This window comes from Lysinibacillus sp. COL-1 (assembly GCF_059814265.1).
Genome location: NZ_JCAWSJ010000004.1, coordinates 1,877,086 through 1,893,249, shown reverse-complemented (window position 1 = coordinate 1,893,249; position 16,164 = coordinate 1,877,086). Strand labels below are relative to the sequence as shown.

Below are 16,164 nucleotides of genomic sequence, written 5' to 3'. Positions count from 1 at the left end.
AGATTGCTCCTTCCCATAGATCATACAGCTTCAATGATTATCATTCTCATTCAGATTTACAACATAACAAATACTATTTGAGGATGTCAAGGCAAGCAAAAATACTTTATCTAACTATACCTCTTGCAAAGTTTTCCCCGCCTCAGACATATTTTTTGTCGGCTGCACAGCAATTCGCCTGTTTGAACAATCTCTTGAACACATAAGCTAGCCAGCTTTATCCTATTCTTCACCTAATTCCATTGTGATTCTAGAAGAGAAAATTCATCAGTCATAATAGATAAATCCGCTCTCCTTTTTTAGTTTATAATGTCTACTTCTTAATGCATTGATGCGTTAGATAATCACTAAAAATGTTTATTCTATTCCCATATAACTACTTATACTACGTAGAAACCCGCGAACAACATAATGTCCGCGGGTTTCTATCGTTATTGCCAAGCCTGATTGTCAAAGTGCCACTGCTGGAAAAATTCATGCTCAGCCAATAGCACTTCATGAATTGGGCTGAAAAATTGTTTTAGTACGCCTGTTAATTCGAGTGTAGTGTTTAGCTCAATTGTAAAATGATGGCGCTCAAATAATGCTTCTATATACGCCTGTAAGATACGTCCTTCTATGTTTTGGGTTTGCAACAGTTGATTAACTTCCAACATTGCTTTTGATGTTTTCTCTAAGGCTGGATATTGATACATTTCGATAAATTTTTGTGCTATCACGAATTCCGTTGGATATGTATAAAGCACAGCCACCTCGCTGGCTAGTAAGGTTGGAAACATAATGGTTTTCGGTGTCACTGGCACACTTTCTTTATAGGTTATTCTTACTTCTATGTATGTTGTTGTTTGGCCTAGTGTAGCTGGTATTGTGAAATGAATACCGTCTTCTGTTAAAGCACTCTCTATTTTTTCTGCGTTCCACTCAATGCCATCCTCTGGTACTGCAATCGAACAAATTTCTTTCAATGCTTGTTTCACTATTTCCTGTTGACGAGCACTCGGCTTCGCTAGCAGTGTGATTTCTTTTGTGGGCTTCACCAATCCCTCTGTTAATGCAAATAATAATAAATCCCCTGCTAAGTAAAATTGATCGTTATATGATGAGACAGATAAACGATAAAGGAGCCTTTCTTGACAATAAAGTGATACTAGCTGTTCCCTATTTTCTTGCCGTGCTGCAGCCATTTCTGTTATTTGTGTAAACACATTCGTGGATTGTGTGCTCATTGTTTCCATAAATATCCCTCACCTTTTTGATTTTTCAGTTTTTTCATGTCGGAATTTAGATTCTTACTAAAATTCATGCTTTTATTATCACTTATTTAAGGTATAGAGTAAACGGTAATGTATACCAAAAAAGCCTGTCGTAGCTAGGGACGACAGGCTGGGAAAATTAGACAAGGGGCAGCCTCGCTATTGCGAAACTACCCCTTTAGTATTTATAGGTAACATTCTCGTAAATTGTAAAAGTCTCAACCCAATCGTCTGGGGAATATTATCTTGAAACCAGATTCGTTTCATCACCGCGGTAAAATTCCACTGTGTGCCTTCTAACTTAAGCAACGCAAACCCTACCATCTTTTGCGTCCTTGCAGCCCCAAAGCATGCGCCAGTGTGAATAAGTATCTACAAAAACAAAAAGCAGAATGCCAGATTACAGAAATATGCTACCTAAAATAGCACGTCTCTTATTATAGCACAGTGAATTAAATAAGTAAAATATTTTATACAAAATACAATTTCACACTCTTTTTTCACTCTTTACTCTTTCTAATTCATATACCTAAAGACTCATAAAAATTCCTCTTTAGAAAGGATCTTATTTTAAATAACCAATGTTTTAGCTTATAATAATGCTTTTTTACCACAAGACTAAAGTTGTTGTTTTTTACAATATATAGTGTATTATAAATATTGTATAACACACTAATATTTGGAGGTTAATATATTTTGCTACATATCATACCAAATGATCTTCCTACATTAACTAAGGGCGAGCGCAGTGTGCTCAATAAGATTAAAAATTTATATAAAACACAACAAAGTGATGCCTATCTCTATATTCAACCCAAGATTAAAAATCTTATTCCAGATTTTATTCTAATTGATTGTTTAAGAGGAGTAAGTATTTTAGAAGTGAAGGACTGGAGTATTGACTACCTTGCCTCTTGGACTCGTCTAGAAATTAAAAATATCAATGGGGAAAAACTAGATAATCCAGTATTTAAAGCTGGTCAATATTATAAATCTCTGGAAGGCTTATTTTCAATGGATGATAGATTATACAACACGCAAGGTGAACTAGATGTGAAGCTCTCTTCCTTTGCTATTTTGCCTCATTTAAAAAGAGCTACCTTTGAAGAAAATCGCTTAGCAGATGTTTTTAATCAGAAACCCGCACACTATCTATTATCGGAGGATTTTAACGGTTTAGAAATATCAGACTTATTTTCAGAAATTAAGCCTTTAAGCCCTATGTATTTAAAGATGCTCAGAGCAATTATCTTCCCAGAGATTCAAATTCTCTCTACAAGTGAAAACCACACGCAGGAACTAATTGCTGCATTAGATGCTGAGCAAGAACGATTTGCTAAAAATATTTCATACGGTCATTATATGGTGACGGGAGTACCTGGCAGTGGAAAAACAGTTATGCTTTTAGCAAGAGCAATTCATTTGATTAGAGAAAACCCCGATTGGAAAATTCGCGTTTTAACATACAATAGAAGTTTAGCTACAAAACTAGAACAAAAAGTAAAAAGCTTAGCAGAAAATTTATCATTTTTAGATATACATATTGAGAATATTGAAATCAGTACCTTCCACAAGTTTGCACTAGATATAGCACATGTCTCTGTCCCAAAACTACCTGGTGATGAACAGCAAAAATGGTGGGACTATGATTTGCCAAGTTTGTCCCTACAAAAAGCTAAACCGAAGTATGATGCAATTTTAATTGATGAATACCAAGATTTTTTAGACGATTGGATTCGTTTAGCCATTCAAAGCTGTAAGACTTTTAAAACTATTGATAGTAAAAAAGAAGAAAAAAACAGCATTAATTTATTTTTAGCTGGCGATCGCTTACAAGGTCTCTACCGTTCAACAGATACACCTTGGACAGAAATTGACCCTATTTTAGACATGCGCGGCAGAAGTAAATTACTAAAAAAAGCCTATCGTTCAGCCAATGAGCATATTGATTTAGCTCTACAATTTTTAAGTGTAGATGAAAAATTAAAAGCCGAGGTAGAAAAATTTTATTGCCCTATGAAGGAAATTGAGTATGAAAATTCGGTTGAAAATGGCATCGGGATGATTGAGGGAGAACTTGAAGAGGTAGCCATAAAAATTGAGGAATTGATTTATAAAGCTGGCTATAATCCAAATGAAATAATGGTACTCTGTAAAGACTGGCAGAGAGCTAACACTTTCATCCAAACACTTCCAAAGGTGTTACAAGCAAAAGCGGAATCATTAAATAAAAAAGCATCCACTGAGCATAAAATTATTGTGACAACTTATCAATCAGCAAAAGGATTAGAAGCTCCGATCGTATTTTTATTGGATACAGATCGATTTATCTCTACTTCTGTAAAAGAAGAAGCATTAAAATATCGAAAAACTATGTATGTAGGTATCACAAGAGCCTCTGAACAATTGTACATTCACGCTGAAAACTTCCATCAAGAATCCTATGCACAGGAAATGAAAGTTCTACTTCAACAAACAGTGCCTGTTCAGTAAATCGAACAATCTCAAATACCTGTGATTTCTGTAAAAAAGCCAGTTTATAAGTAGATAAACATTGGAAATTTATATACAACATACACATCATGATATATGACAAAAAATCAGTATGGTAGGACATGTCACCTAGCATACTGATTTTATTATTGCATACTCCATTTCCACTCTACATTTTAATGACAACCCTTTTGTTAGTTGACGGATCAAGGCTGATGACTGTTAAAATCCCTATGGCTGCAATCACAGCAGGCACATCAAACGATACAATCGCTGAGTTTAATGGCAAACCAAGTACAGCCCTTACTAAAACAGCCTGTACCAAAACAATAACGAAAGCCATGATTATAAAAGCTAGACCAAACAAGCCGCCATAGCGATAAAACCCTGCACCAATCAGCCAGCCGACTAAATAATAGCCAAAAATATTGAGGGCAAAGACGAGAATTGCCAACAGCCAATGATTTTGTAAATCCACGAATGGCGATACCATCACTGTTTGTTTCCAAAAATACCCCCAAATGAACTGCCCATATTATCAAGCCTAATGTCAGTTAGTGAACTAGTATCACGAAATGCTAATTTCTCCCGTTCTTCATTTCGTATATTTTAGTATCATGAGATTTTTTGTGAAATGAACAAAAAGCCCCGAATAGTGGCGTTTTCTTTATAGCTAAGATTTTTATAAAAAGTTTCATTCTTAACCTTAACTTATTTAATAAGTTTGTTCGGTTCATCTACAAATGCGCCTAAAATATAACCGCAATCTTGACAATAGTATGAGGTTATTTTAGAGGAATTTCCTAGATGAGAATTAAGCGGTGCGTTTTTGTTAAATGATTCTTCTGGAAACATGTGGAGCGGAGCATGACCAGCTCGAATAATACCCTTATGAATGTTCTGACTATTACAATTTGGACATGTCTTCAATTCCATAACAATCCCTCCATAAGCTTTTATATATTCTATTATAAATATAAACTTTTTTAAGTCTTCATAAATAACCATCTCAACAAAAAAACTTAATGGAAAATTTGCGCAAGCTAAAATTGTTGAAAGGCTTGCTCTATCCGAGGATCATGGAGAGCAATATTCAGTAGCACTCACACATTTCAGATATTCTGATGCATTATAATGTCCTCTACTACTTCACTTCCGCAAAAATTAAAATGACAAAAGATGCCCAAGTCAGACATTTCGAACGGTTGGACATCTTTTGTCATATATTCTATATCTATTGGAGCTCGGTCAGACTTCTAGCACACCATAATGAAACTTCGCGGTTACTCTCGTCAATTGCTGGAAACCGTACTGTGCAAACCACTCTGAACGAAAATGTGCCTTTAATACCACCCGCTTTTTCGCTACACGCTTGGCCTCATAGACCCATTCATCCGTTAATGTAACATGCTCACCCGCGAGCCGTAACGCCAGAAAATTATTCGCCTCTTCGATGACCTCTTCAAACATCGGGTCCATATAGACCACATCAAAAGCCTTGTCTGGCAAGGTTTTTAAATAAGCAATCGCTTCAGCTTGAACTACCTCGATTCGTCGCATACAGGCGGTTAATGGTAACTCGGACGTATCATAGGTTTGCGTCCCCCGACTGACAATAAACGCTACATTTGGATTTGCTTCCAGCCCTACTACATGGCCTGTCTCACCCACGATATAAGCCGCTAACATAGCATCTGCCGCAAGACCTAATGTACAATCCAACACCGAATCACCCTGTTGAAGCTGTGCCGCTTCCAAAAAGGGCTCTGCCTCACCACGAGCAACACGCTTTAGTCGAAACGCTGCAGAATTCGGATGAAAGAAAAAGGGCTCCTGTGCCCCATAGGCATAATATTCATAGCGATTCTTCCCCGCCACCATCACATGTGCCTGCAACTCCTGTGAAATCTTACGAACAGAGCGCTTTTTCCGTGGCTCAAATGTAGCACCTAATGTTTGACACGCAAAAGCAGCGAGCGCCATCGATACTTCGTCTGGTCTGCCCGCTGTCGTCACAATCGTTTTTAGTTCTCGCATGTTTGCTCTAACACGCCAGTTAAATGAGAGACAATTTGCTCCACAGGGAATCCCTCAATTTGTTCACGCGGAATAAAGTAAGCCAGTTCCCCGTCCTTTAAAATCGCCATAGACGGTGAGCTCGGTGGCACCTCTTCAAAATAACCGCGCATTGCTGCAGTCGCCTCTGGATCCTGTCCTGCGAACACCGTCACAAGATGGTCAGGCTTCACCGCAGCAATTGCCTCACGTGCTGCTGGACGAGCAAGTCCTGCCGCACAACCACATACCGAGTTAATGACCACTAACGAAGTCCCCTTCGTCTCTGCCATAAACTCATTCACCGCATCAGCCGTTGTCAGCTCCGTAAATCCAGCCTCCACTAGCTCCTCACGCATCGGCTTCACAACCTGTTTCATATATTCATCATAAGCGTTCATGCTTTTCCCCTCTTTCCTATGTATTCGCAAAGCTTATTATAGCAAGGTTTTGTGTGAATGTACAAAGACATGCTTTTTGTTTGAACTTAGAGGGTTTTCGGGGGGAAGTGTGACTTTTTTGTGTAACGAATGATGTATTGGTTAATGGCTGTTACACACCTAAAAAATGAAACTAAATCATGTGTAGTTTGTGATTGCAATAAAAAATGACCTAGTTCAAAATTAATTAAGGGTACCGAACTCATTTTACCCAAGCTGCCTAAATGAAATAACCGTGTCTAACTTTTAGGGGTCACTTCACTCTTGGAGAACCTAAATTTGTTTTTATAGAATTATGAACACAACAAAAAAGACGATGCAGCATGAGCCATATCGCCTGTCTTTATGTTGTTCAATTAATATTGCCTACTACCATAATAGCACGTTTATTTTGAAAAAGTGTGCCAACTTCCTGCCAAAAGTCTGCCACTAAATGTTTATAAGATTTAATAAATATTTTGACTTAGCAATTATCTTTTTCTCTTTTCTATATGGTATTAACAAATAAAGTAATACGAAACAATTTATAAAGAATGTTATAAAATACTGCAGTGTTTTATCTACATCTACCTCTCCAAATAATATTAAAGGAATCAAATTAACTATTGCAATGAAAGCCGTTATTAAAGGTACTAAATATGGTAATGGTGTATTGTTATCAATTATGTAATTTAATCTAGCTTTCACCGTATTTTTCTTATATTCACTCAATCGTTTATATATCTTAATATTTTTAATATATTGCTCTCCTAATATAGTCCTCTTATTCTCCTTTGCGCCAAAAAAAACCAAAAGATTCTCTACAAACTTTTGATCTTTTTCAAGTAAAATTATATCTTCAAGATTTATATTTCCCATTCTAATCTTTCTCCTTTTTAAAATTACACCTTTTACTAGTTTAACATATCTTATATTCTGTTAACCTGCGAAACTCTTTAAAAACCTAGATTTATAAACACTTTACACTCTATCTTGAAAATGAGTTTTACATGTCCTTATTTTGTATATGTCTTTAGTATATGAAAGTGCACGACTCTTTAAGAAATGTACCATTTCCTAAAATGAGCAAAATAAAAATAGCACCATTATCAATGCTATTTTAAAATTTCAAACGTTTATTTAATTTTTGATAGGGCTTTATCAATTGCATCTTGATTTACTCCAATATATTTCATTGTAATGTATGGTGCTGAATGATTAAAAATATCCTGCAATAATGCAACGTCCTTTTCCTCTTGATAAACGTGATAACCAAATGTCTTCCGTAAAGTATTTGTGCCAATCTCGTCCAAATCAGCTAGGGTAGCTGATTGTAAAATATCGTAGGCCCTTACCCTAGTAATCGGTTTATTTTTACCTTGTCGTGATTTAAATAAATATTCTTGCTCTTCTTTTCCTTCGATATATGGAGCAATCATCTTTTGTAATTCATTTAAAATGGGGATGCGTTTCATCTTATTGAGTTTTTTCTTTTTCTGCACTTTTAAAAACGTTTTTATTACGGACACCCCCAACTTTTAAACGTAATATATCACTAATCCTTAAACCAGTATATATTCCAAAACAAAATAGTAGCTCATCACGTGGATTGCCCTGCAGAGTTCTTCTGACATCTCGAACCTTTTCTAAATCACGTATCGGCTGGACAAAATTCATTAAGTAGTCACCTCTTCCTCTTGGTATACCTCTACTCGTAAAGCTAATGCTAATTTATACAAAGCTTGTGCTTTTATACGATAAAAAGTTCGTTCACTGATATGAAGTTCTTTTGAAATTTGATAATTAAACATTGGAACTTCTTCTAAACATGCCATTACGATAATCTGACGCTCTCTTTGGTTCAGCTTATAAAAACCTCTATTAAATCGTTCGAAAAAACTTTCAGCTTGCTTGTAATATTCTACGTTCCGAATAGCAGCATTTTCAACTTTTGAATGTATTCTTCCATTAAAAGACGACATTTCTAATGTATACTTTGGTGTAATTGTTGGCAATAAATCCTCTGGTGTTGTTAGTTGATAAGTACGATATTGTCTTAATACATTTTCAATAGCTTTTTGTGTTGCCTTACCATCAATATTTTTTAGAATATCCACTATCTTTCACTCCTTTAAATAAAAAAGGACAACAAAAGATGGCAGCGTTTTGCTACTATCCAGTGTTGTCCTCCAGTGAGCTGGTAGAACTAAAATCTAAAAGTTAAATCTAATGACCTTTTCAGATTATTTATTGCATTTTTATATTTATTATAGACACCAAAAGTTATTACTTCATCTTTATTTTCAACAATACAATGCTCTAGAGTATTAAACGATACTATCAAATTTTCAATATCATGAATATCAATTATCGATGGTTTTTTTTCTTCCAATAGACGAGGAATATACTTTTCATCTTTTATTTTTTCAATCATATTAGACAGATTTGCTTTTGTTAAACTATCTATTTTATCGCTTGAATGAATATAAGGAATATGGAGCTCAAAACCTTCTATTATAATTTTAAACTCATGAAATTCCTGTTTCAAATGCATCATTCTGTTAAATCTTGATAATTTATTAGCAGATCTGTTACTTAAATAAACACCACAAAATGCCCCCAATAAAGTAAAAAAAGCAGATATTACTGCAGGTATCATAATAGTTGGGTTACTAAATGCTTCAAACCATTCTTCCATAGATTCACCCTTCATTCTAATCTTAATTTTTCACAAAAATTTATATCACCATATCAATATTCTTCAATTATGCTTTCTTTTTAGGTATTCCATTAAATAAAAAATAAAGATAAGGTGTTAGACACATCAAAAAAATTAATAAAATTGCATTATTCGTTTCATTTATTAGAACTGCAGTAGAAAAAATTTCAGAATTTTGATTATCTATTCCATTACTATCTTTATTTTGCATAGATATTAATATCATATTAGTCATTATAGGAATAAATCCTGCAAAAACTGTGAGTGCCGCAAAATATTTCTCATGTTTATCTGTAATTTCTATCAATTTCTTACCTTTTAATTCTATTGTAACTAATATATTAATTAAAATTTTAAATACCCTATATATAATATAAAACATTAGGGTTATTATACTTACCATATAGTATGCAATTTTTTTTATATCAACTTCTATACTTGAGTCAAGATCCAGGTAAACAAATGTTTTTGAAATATATTGAAGAAGCCATGTTCCAATAAATACTGAGAAAATCGATAAACCTGCTATAAGCATAAAAGTTCCATAAAAAGACAATGTTTTATCTACTAATTTTTCAAACTTCTCAGAAATATACATGACATATAAAATTATTAATATTAATACTATAAAAATAAATAAAAGCCTTATCTTTCCTTCAATATTCATAAATATCATAGTTCCGGAAAAAACAGTAATATAAAAATAGCCTATGTAAAGTAAATTTAAAAGAGTATTCTTTTTAATCATTTTACTATATAACTCCACCAAGTTTTTGTTAATTCAACAGTAGAATTAATCAAATAGATTGAAGTTTTCTGACCTCATCTCTTTTAGTATATTCTTTATTTCTGGTAAATGTTCACCATCTATTGCGATTATTTCTAAATACTTTTCAAAGTCAGTTCCATTAAAACCTTGATACAATAATACATAATTTAAATATAGTATTGGTGTATCTAAACGAATTTCTGTCTTTATTCTACCTTTATTCCATCTTTTGAAAAAATTTAAAATTTCAGTTTGATTTTCCTTTAGTAAATTATCTAAATCCCCTAATGTGTTAATCCTTAAATAATCTAAAAAGTCCAAGTGGTAGTATCTCGTGTTTGAATTATATTTATCTCTAGTTTCAGACTTTAAATTAGCAATTATTTCAGTTACAATTTTGGACTTCTCTAGGTATTCATTCAACGTCACTTTATCTAATAAGATGTTTAGGTTGTTTTCTTCAATTTCATTCTCGATATTAGACTCATGTTGGATTAGAAACTTTTTTATTCTAATGAATTCCATATCTGCTAATTCCAATAAACCAGAAACTCTTGAAAAGTCACGTCTAATAGATTGTGGAATTTCTTTTTTACTTTTGTATCCTAAATCATGCTCAATTTCAGCCCAAGCATGCTGAAGGATTGATCTAATTTGAATTTCAAAATTTATCTCATTTAGATGTTTATATTCCGGCAAAGAAGACCTAGGCTCTTTCAACTTTAATATATAATGTAATGAAGCATAACCAAATTCTTCAGGATTATCTTTTTCTCGTTTATCAACAGAATTTACTACATCTAGAATAAATTCTTGTTTTAACAATTTTGCAATTCTATCTACATCATTTTCAAAATATGTTATCAATCTTAGCCCTAATATATCAGTAATATCAGCGATAGAATTATATTTATTCTTTTTTTCAATTTTTTTCTTCAAACTTTCTAACTCTTTAACTCTAGATTCAATAATATGAACATATATATTCTCTGCTTTTAATAAAGAGTCTATTAACCTTTTAATACTATTTTCACATTCTAAATATAGTCTCTCCTGCGAATCACAAAAATTAGGTCTTAAAAAAATTCTCTTATTTAAAATCAACATTTAAATTTTTATAATATTCAGGCGAAACTTCTATCTTCTCATCGTAAGTAAATTCTAATTCAATAGGTTCTCCCTTAGTCTTTTCATCACTTGATAAATCTTTAAAAAATGGTTTAATTGTTCCCTCTGGAAGAACAAAAGCGTAATTAGAAGGGAATACTGTATACTCCATGTTTTCTAATAATAAACCTTTATCGAGTTTACAGAAAGGCACATAAATTTGAAAAACATAATTAGAATAACATAATAAAAATATATAATAAGGTGTATTTTTAAGTGAATCACCTTTTCTTGAAAAAGCCAATATTTGGATATTCGGATAAGGATTCGGCCCTGGTACAAATTGTTCTATTAGTATTAATTTTGATTGAGTTTTTATTACTGACTTATCATCTAATAGCCATTCAATTGTTTCTTCAAAGTTTTTAAGTTGTACTTTAGGTATTAATGATAAAGCCATTTTAACAAAAGACTTATAGACGCCACTTGGTATATACGGTTTTTGAACTCCTTCAATTGTAACTGTTTTATTTTGATTATCGAAAAATAAATGTTTATTAGCTGTAGTATCTTTAATCAATAAACTTCCATCATTAGATTCTCCCATTTGGAACAAAGAATCTTTGAATTTTGGAACACCTCTTTTTCCAGCTTGCATTGTTGCTGATCTCCAAAAATGAAGGTAATTACCTAACTCACTTTCCCATTTAGCAAATAACAGGTTACATTCATCACATTCATCATTAGAAAATAAAACCTTATTCCCCAATAATTCAGGAACAGCATGTGCAATTTTTTTAAATTTCACTTCTCCTTTTTTCCTACCACAAAATCTACATTCATCTTTTTCACCAATATAATGTGGTCTTTCAAATTTACCTAAATCGATTACACCTAGAAAATCGTAATTAGCCTCATAAATTTCAATTGCTTTATTAACCCACGATTTATTTTTTAATTTCAATTCTAGTTTATTTTCTAAAATTGTAAACTCTATTGAGTCATTAGGTTCAATTTTCATTTTATCTCTAATTACTTTAGGAATTGTCACTTGATTTCTAGCAAGAATTTTTGATTGATAATCATATCCAGAAGGTTCATTAAAAATAATTGTACAAGCTGAATTATTCTCAGATAAATGAAAATTTACATCCATACCTTCTTTTAGATTTAACGTGTCAACAATTTTTTTAGGTAATACAATCTGACCCTTGATACTAACAATAGTCATATTCTTCTCTCCTTTTTACTCACTTTATTTAACTTACCATAACTTACTTATAACAGTAAGTTAAAGTAAGTTTTAAGTCAAGTGTTTTCTCCATTTTTTTTAGTCATTTAAAATGATATTAGAGCTATTTGACTCATACTACAAATGCTCTGAATGACTTTCGTTATCAAGAAAATTGTATTATAAATAAATAATAGTCCATACTGTTGTTTAGTATCGACCATCTTAAAATAATGCCCTTATAAAAATTTTGAATCTAATTTTAAAAAAATACTAATCTCAAGGAAGAATTAAAAATAAATGTTTACTTTCCATGACTTTTTTCAAAAATCAACTTCAACAATCTCCTACAAACGTTGATATATCAAGAATCAAAAAAGCATGAACGCTTATATTCATCATAAGCATTCATGCTTTTACCCTCTTTCATATGTATTCGCAAAGCATATTTTAGCAAGATTTTACGAATGCACAAAGACATACTTATTATTCAATTCCATGAGTTTTAGAGAGAAATGCGAATTTTTTTGTGTAACGGATGGTTATTTTATCTAAGGTCGTCATACACCTAAAAATGGAATTTATACAATCGATATTACTTTTTCATTAAAACAAAAACGCCCAGGCTCAAATCAATTCAATAAATGTACATATTTGTCTATAAAATATGTACAGACACTAAATTATTCCAGATTTTGTTCGATAACAAAATGGATTCATAAATTATTTAATAGAAAGGAGTAAATTCAATTATGATCTCTTCTCAATTTTCAAACATGCAGTATTTAATGGCACGTCGGTCTTCATCTAAGTATTATGGGTTAACAAAACAGACTGGCAATGAAGCTAATAACACCTCTACGAAGGGTCAAGAGAGAATTAACAGTGTGAATAAAATTATTGAAGAAAGCAAAACCTCTAGACTCTCTGCTAAACAGATTGAAACACTTAAAAGTGCTGCTAAGGATGGTTTGTTAGGCTCTAGTGCTAAAACATTAGGACCATGGGGGAAATACAATCTCCAAAAAATTTTATCAAACACTAAGCACAATTCAACATTAAACGCTTATCGACATTCAATCTAATTTTATTAGCATTCAAACACCCTCCAAATAATTAGAGGGTGTTTTTAAATTTACAAAGTGAAATTTCTAATTTTCAAACCCTCTTTGAATAGCCTACATATGACTCGATTAATTAATTACTCAATCTCAAGTGTGCGGGTTTCAGGAGAAATGAACGGCGAGATGCTTGAATTGGTGTCGTTTCACACCTGTCTTATAGATTAGATCCCCAAAACAGAAATGAACTGGGTTGTTGATCTTTTTTGCATGATCCAAGATTGAAATTCCGTTATCATAGTAATTAGCTGTTGGACATTAGTATCATAGTTTTCTATGAACTCCTGCTCTGAATAGCCGTATAGAAATCCTATACCATCTTTTAATGAATTAGGATTGGGCTTACTATTTAAAAATTGTTTCATTCTTTCCAATTCCTGATTGATTAGATCCCATATACCCACCTCTATTTCATTGAAAGCAAAATAATCGAATTTCTTGTAATGCTTGTCGATCGCAGGCAAAATGTATCCGAAGTTGTCTTCGGTAAAGTAAATAGAAGAACTATTCCAGCATTCGCCCCTGTATTGATCTGGCAAAATCTCGATATAACATGAACCTTCGAGTAAATTCGTATCATAAATTATTTCAATCATTAAGCCTGCTCCCTCCCATTAGTGAAAGTAAAATTTATTGAGACTCTCTGATTATATCTGGTAATCTGAAACTTTCACTATATAAAAAGAGTCACTTTCCATTCAGTGGTCCTTTCACCAATTATTTAAAATTTTTCTGGTTTTACCACTTTAAAGGAAGCTACTTCCCCACAGTTTTTACAGAAAGTCATCAAAAGTGGTGACCCTACCGCCATTATTGCTCCTATAGGTCTTATATTACCTTGACTCGTAGTACCACCAACCTGCCCAGTTGTAAAGGTATCTCGACCGCAAACCTTGCAAACTAACTTTTCATTTCCCATTATCTCACCTCTTTATGTAATTAATGTAAATTATAACATAAATCATTCCATCTCGTTACACGCTCTAGCTAACGCTGAGGATCGTGTCAGTCCATTCAAAATTTCAACATTATGTATATAATCAAACGGAAAAGGACTAAAACGTTCTTATTATTCAGTTTGTTATTACTTGTAGGGTGTAATATGAAAACAGAGTAACAATGTTTGCATTTCCTGATGAATGGTGACGGGACAAAGGGGCAAATAGTGAAGGGAATAGACAAGAAATACGACATGCTGTGAACATCGAATTAAAAATGCCTTGCAAAACGCCAACATTTTAATAGAACTTCATACAGATGAAGAACCATTATATAAACTGGAAGGATTTGATTAAGGAAGGTTTTATTTATACGATATGTATTATTTGAATGAAGAAGTGATTCCTACTTTAATCGAACTAATTGATTCTTGGAACAACCTTACTTCTTCCGTTAAATCAAGACAAAGCTTTGAATGGACACATAAATTGAAAATAAAAATAGCCCGATTAGCAACCACCCATAAACGGTTCTCTGTTTTTGACATTCTTGAATGCCTAAAGTGAACAAGAATAAACCTAAGAACAATATCATGAGGTAATTCAGTTGGAAGTCACGTGTGATTAGTCCATAAGCAGCGAGAGAAATACCAATGATTGAGAAAATAATTTTCAAACAATTTAACATTACTTTCCACCCCCTTTTTTAGTTTATCATACAATGTAAGATAACTAGACGTTCGAGAGGCTTCTTATGTAATATTGTTTCCTTATGTTTTCAGCATTAGAGGCTAGGGTGAACCCTCTTTCCCATAGAAAAAGGCATGTGCTCGACCGTATATCGAACGCATGCCTTTATTTCTTAAACTCGTAATGAGCCACGGAAGCCCCTTGCTGCGTAGTAGGATTCTGCTCCATTGTGATACATAAAGATCGTGTCATAGCGACGGTCGCAGAAGATAGCACCGCCGAGTTTTCGAATGTTGTCGGGTGTTTGTACCCAGCTCGATGTTTTTAAATCGAATTTGCCAAGCTCTTGTAGATGTCGATATTGCTCTTCTGTTAAAAGCTCAATGCCCATATCCTTGGCTACATCCATCGCCGTATTTTCTGGCTTGTGATTTTTTCTGGCTTCCCATGCTTCACGGTCGTAACATAAACTTCTGCGACCTTTAGGGCTTTCCGCAGAACAATCATAAAAAATGAACTCGTCTGTATTTGCATCATAGCCAACTACATCTGGTTCACCGCCCGTTGCTTCCATTTCATGGAGCGACCCTAGTTTTTCCATATTAGTCTCTAGCTTAGCCTGTACATTAGCCCAGTCAAGCCCTTCATGACGAGGCGTATTTTTCTCAAAACGAACTTGCAAAGTATGGATTAGTTCCTCGCGTTGCTCTTGTGATAATTCCTTCGTTGTCATCTTTGTCTTCCCCCTCGCTTATTTGAATGACAAGCCTTCTTCTTCCAATGAAGATTTCATAATGGGTAAGGAGGCTGGTCCAATACCATGTATTTTTAATATGTCCTTTTCCGTATACGTAGATAGCTTTTCCAACGTATCAATGCCTTCATGTACTAAAGCGTTTCTTGCAGGTGCACTAAGTTTTGAAAGGAAGCCACTAGTTGGTTTATGTTCTTGATCACATGTAGGGCAACTTGGACAATCCGTGCTTTTGTAAAAGGTATGTCCTTTTTCACAAACTTTTAACTTTTTTTCTGCAGCCAAATTAAGTCCTCCCATCAAATCCCGCATCTAATTCTAACATACTTTACAACTCTAACTCGATTGTCAATACTATGTTTAACATTTTCTAATTGCATACTCAGTTTCGACACCATTTTAAATAAAAATGTAATATCTTTAGTAAAATTGAATAGCATTGGCTCTGAAAACAGAATAGAGGGATTCAAAAAAGGCACTATTTCGCATAAGAATAGTGCTTTTACTGTATTACTGCCTCTTTTCAACAAACAACAAAATGAGTGTTGCCAATGGACCTAATACAAGAGAAAGTAAAAACCAATTTAACCCCGATCTATTCTTCCCTTGTGCAAG

The 16,164-nt window shown here is 33.4% G+C and carries 18 protein-coding genes and 1 pseudogene; 2 read left to right on the top strand and 17 right to left on the bottom strand.

Annotated elements, in window-relative coordinates; all coding sequences use genetic code 11:
• Positions 1–431 precede the first annotated feature (431 nt).
• On the bottom strand, positions 432–1,235 hold the full coding sequence (locus AC6BKE_RS17715; RefSeq protein WP_058843099.1) for a nucleotidyl transferase AbiEii/AbiGii toxin family protein: 804 nt from the start codon (positions 1,233–1,235) through the stop codon (positions 432–434).
• Positions 1,236–1,949: 714 nt separating this feature from the next.
• Here AC6BKE_RS17715 and AC6BKE_RS17710 point away from each other — a divergent pair.
• A complete protein-coding gene (locus AC6BKE_RS17710; protein ID WP_499857480.1) occupies positions 1,950–3,746 on the top strand; it encodes a UvrD-helicase domain-containing protein in 1,797 nt (598 codons plus the stop codon).
• A 169-nt stretch (positions 3,747–3,915) separates the two neighbouring features.
• On the opposite strand, the gene AC6BKE_RS17705 is transcribed toward AC6BKE_RS17710, so the two are convergent.
• The 11 genes and pseudogenes from AC6BKE_RS17705 to AC6BKE_RS17655 form a co-directional block, all read right to left on the bottom strand.
• Positions 3,916–4,242: a hypothetical protein gene (locus AC6BKE_RS17705; protein ID WP_157492947.1), complete on the bottom strand. Its 327-nt coding sequence runs from the start codon at positions 4,240–4,242 to the stop codon at positions 3,916–3,918.
• 215 nt (positions 4,243–4,457) lie between these two features.
• Positions 4,458–4,682, bottom strand: coding sequence for a PF20097 family protein (locus AC6BKE_RS17700; protein WP_036122605.1), 225 nt, complete (start codon positions 4,680–4,682; stop codon positions 4,458–4,460).
• Positions 4,683–4,994: 312 nt separating this feature from the next.
• Positions 4,995–5,783, bottom strand: coding sequence for a class I SAM-dependent methyltransferase (locus tag AC6BKE_RS17695; protein WP_499857478.1), 789 nt, complete (start codon positions 5,781–5,783; stop codon positions 4,995–4,997).
• Positions 5,771–6,202 (bottom strand): BrxA/BrxB family bacilliredoxin, encoded by a 432-nt coding sequence (locus AC6BKE_RS17690; RefSeq protein ID WP_036122610.1) that lies wholly within the window; start codon positions 6,200–6,202, stop codon positions 5,771–5,773. Before AC6BKE_RS17690 ends, AC6BKE_RS17695 begins: the two co-directional genes overlap by 13 nt.
• Before the next feature lie 468 nt (positions 6,203–6,670).
• A complete protein-coding gene (locus AC6BKE_RS17685) occupies positions 6,671–7,099 on the bottom strand; it encodes a YomK family phage-derived protein (protein WP_499857477.1) in 429 nt (142 codons plus the stop codon).
• Between the two features lie 257 nt (positions 7,100–7,356).
• A pseudogene (locus AC6BKE_RS17680) lies at positions 7,357–7,897 on the bottom strand (tyrosine-type recombinase/integrase).
• Positions 7,897–8,337: an ArpU family phage packaging/lysis transcriptional regulator gene (locus AC6BKE_RS17675; protein ID WP_499857475.1), complete on the bottom strand. Its 441-nt coding sequence runs from the start codon at positions 8,335–8,337 to the stop codon at positions 7,897–7,899. The pseudogene AC6BKE_RS17680 and the gene AC6BKE_RS17675 overlap by 1 nt, the downstream one beginning before the upstream one ends.
• An 89-nt stretch (positions 8,338–8,426) precedes the next feature.
• On the bottom strand, positions 8,427–8,918 hold the full coding sequence (locus AC6BKE_RS17670) for a hypothetical protein (RefSeq protein ID WP_499857473.1): 492 nt from the start codon (positions 8,916–8,918) through the stop codon (positions 8,427–8,429).
• A 67-nt stretch (positions 8,919–8,985) separates the two neighbouring features.
• Positions 8,986–9,687: a hypothetical protein gene (locus tag AC6BKE_RS17665; protein ID WP_499857472.1), complete on the bottom strand. Its 702-nt coding sequence runs from the start codon at positions 9,685–9,687 to the stop codon at positions 8,986–8,988.
• Positions 9,688–9,732: 45 nt separating this feature from the next.
• Positions 9,733–10,815 carry a GTP pyrophosphokinase gene (locus tag AC6BKE_RS17660; protein ID WP_499857470.1) on the bottom strand — a complete coding sequence of 361 codons (1,083 nt, stop codon included), beginning with the start codon at positions 10,813–10,815 and terminating at the stop codon, positions 9,733–9,735.
• Positions 10,799–12,046 carry an AbrB/MazE/SpoVT family DNA-binding domain-containing protein gene (locus AC6BKE_RS17655; RefSeq protein WP_499857469.1) on the bottom strand — a complete coding sequence of 416 codons (1,248 nt, stop codon included), beginning with the start codon at positions 12,044–12,046 and terminating at the stop codon, positions 10,799–10,801. Before AC6BKE_RS17655 ends, AC6BKE_RS17660 begins: the two co-directional genes overlap by 17 nt.
• 752 nt (positions 12,047–12,798) lie before the next feature.
• On the opposite strand from AC6BKE_RS17655, the gene AC6BKE_RS17650 reads away from it, so the two are divergent.
• Positions 12,799–13,131, top strand: a complete 333-nt coding sequence (locus AC6BKE_RS17650) for a hypothetical protein (RefSeq protein WP_499857467.1) — start codon at positions 12,799–12,801, stop codon at positions 13,129–13,131.
• Positions 13,132–13,331: 200 nt separating this feature from the next.
• On the opposite strand, the gene AC6BKE_RS17645 is transcribed toward AC6BKE_RS17650, so the two are convergent.
• From AC6BKE_RS17645 to AC6BKE_RS17625, 5 genes are all read right to left on the bottom strand, one after another.
• Positions 13,332–13,763: a hypothetical protein gene (locus tag AC6BKE_RS17645; RefSeq protein WP_499857465.1), complete on the bottom strand. Its 432-nt coding sequence runs from the start codon at positions 13,761–13,763 to the stop codon at positions 13,332–13,334.
• A 125-nt stretch (positions 13,764–13,888) separates the two neighbouring features.
• Complete coding sequence (locus tag AC6BKE_RS17640) at positions 13,889–14,086, bottom strand: hypothetical protein (protein WP_036122627.1); 198 nt, start codon at positions 14,084–14,086, stop codon at positions 13,889–13,891.
• Positions 14,087–14,559: 473 nt separating this feature from the next.
• A complete protein-coding gene (locus tag AC6BKE_RS17635; RefSeq protein WP_036122630.1) occupies positions 14,560–14,793 on the bottom strand; it encodes a DUF3953 domain-containing protein in 234 nt (77 codons plus the stop codon).
• Between the two features lie 174 nt (positions 14,794–14,967).
• Positions 14,968–15,528, bottom strand: coding sequence for a DUF4256 domain-containing protein (locus tag AC6BKE_RS17630; RefSeq protein ID WP_089932263.1), 561 nt, complete (start codon positions 15,526–15,528; stop codon positions 14,968–14,970).
• An 18-nt stretch (positions 15,529–15,546) separates the two neighbouring features.
• Complete coding sequence (locus AC6BKE_RS17625; RefSeq protein ID WP_036122636.1) at positions 15,547–15,834, bottom strand: RNA polymerase alpha subunit C-terminal domain-containing protein; 288 nt, start codon at positions 15,832–15,834, stop codon at positions 15,547–15,549.
• Between the last annotated feature and the right edge of the window lie 330 nt (positions 15,835–16,164).

What these genes read in the sequence shown, in the direction of transcription:
- AC6BKE_RS17655 (WP_499857469.1), bottom strand. Translation starts at nt 12,046, where the DNA reads ATGACTATTGTTAGTATCAAGGGTCAGATTGTATTACCTAAAAAAATT.
- AC6BKE_RS17690 (WP_036122610.1), bottom strand. Translation starts at nt 6,202, where the DNA reads ATGAACGCTTATGATGAATATATGAAACAGGTTGTGAAGCCGATGCGT.
- AC6BKE_RS17715 (WP_058843099.1), bottom strand. Translation starts at nt 1,235, where the DNA reads ATGGAAACAATGAGCACACAATCCACGAATGTGTTTACACAAATAACA.
- AC6BKE_RS17650 (WP_499857467.1), top strand. Translation starts at nt 12,799, where the DNA reads ATGATCTCTTCTCAATTTTCAAACATGCAGTATTTAATGGCACGTCGG.
- AC6BKE_RS17695 (WP_499857478.1), bottom strand. Translation starts at nt 5,783, where the DNA reads ATGCGAGAACTAAAAACGATTGTGACGACAGCGGGCAGACCAGACGAA.
- AC6BKE_RS17640 (WP_036122627.1), bottom strand. Translation starts at nt 14,086, where the DNA reads ATGGGAAATGAAAAGTTAGTTTGCAAGGTTTGCGGTCGAGATACCTTT.
- AC6BKE_RS17645 (WP_499857465.1), bottom strand. Translation starts at nt 13,763, where the DNA reads ATGATTGAAATAATTTATGATACGAATTTACTCGAAGGTTCATGTTAT.
- AC6BKE_RS17635 (WP_036122630.1), bottom strand. Translation starts at nt 14,793, where the DNA reads ATGTTAAATTGTTTGAAAATTATTTTCTCAATCATTGGTATTTCTCTC.
- AC6BKE_RS17700 (WP_036122605.1), bottom strand. Translation starts at nt 4,682, where the DNA reads ATGGAATTGAAGACATGTCCAAATTGTAATAGTCAGAACATTCATAAG.
- AC6BKE_RS17665 (WP_499857472.1), bottom strand. Translation starts at nt 9,687, where the DNA reads ATGATTAAAAAGAATACTCTTTTAAATTTACTTTACATAGGCTATTTT.
- AC6BKE_RS17660 (WP_499857470.1), bottom strand. Translation starts at nt 10,815, where the DNA reads ATGTTGATTTTAAATAAGAGAATTTTTTTAAGACCTAATTTTTGTGAT.
- AC6BKE_RS17670 (WP_499857473.1), bottom strand. Translation starts at nt 8,918, where the DNA reads ATGGAAGAATGGTTTGAAGCATTTAGTAACCCAACTATTATGATACCT.
- AC6BKE_RS17685 (WP_499857477.1), bottom strand. Translation starts at nt 7,099, where the DNA reads ATGGGAAATATAAATCTTGAAGATATAATTTTACTTGAAAAAGATCAA.
- AC6BKE_RS17630 (WP_089932263.1), bottom strand. Translation starts at nt 15,528, where the DNA reads ATGACAACGAAGGAATTATCACAAGAGCAACGCGAGGAACTAATCCAT.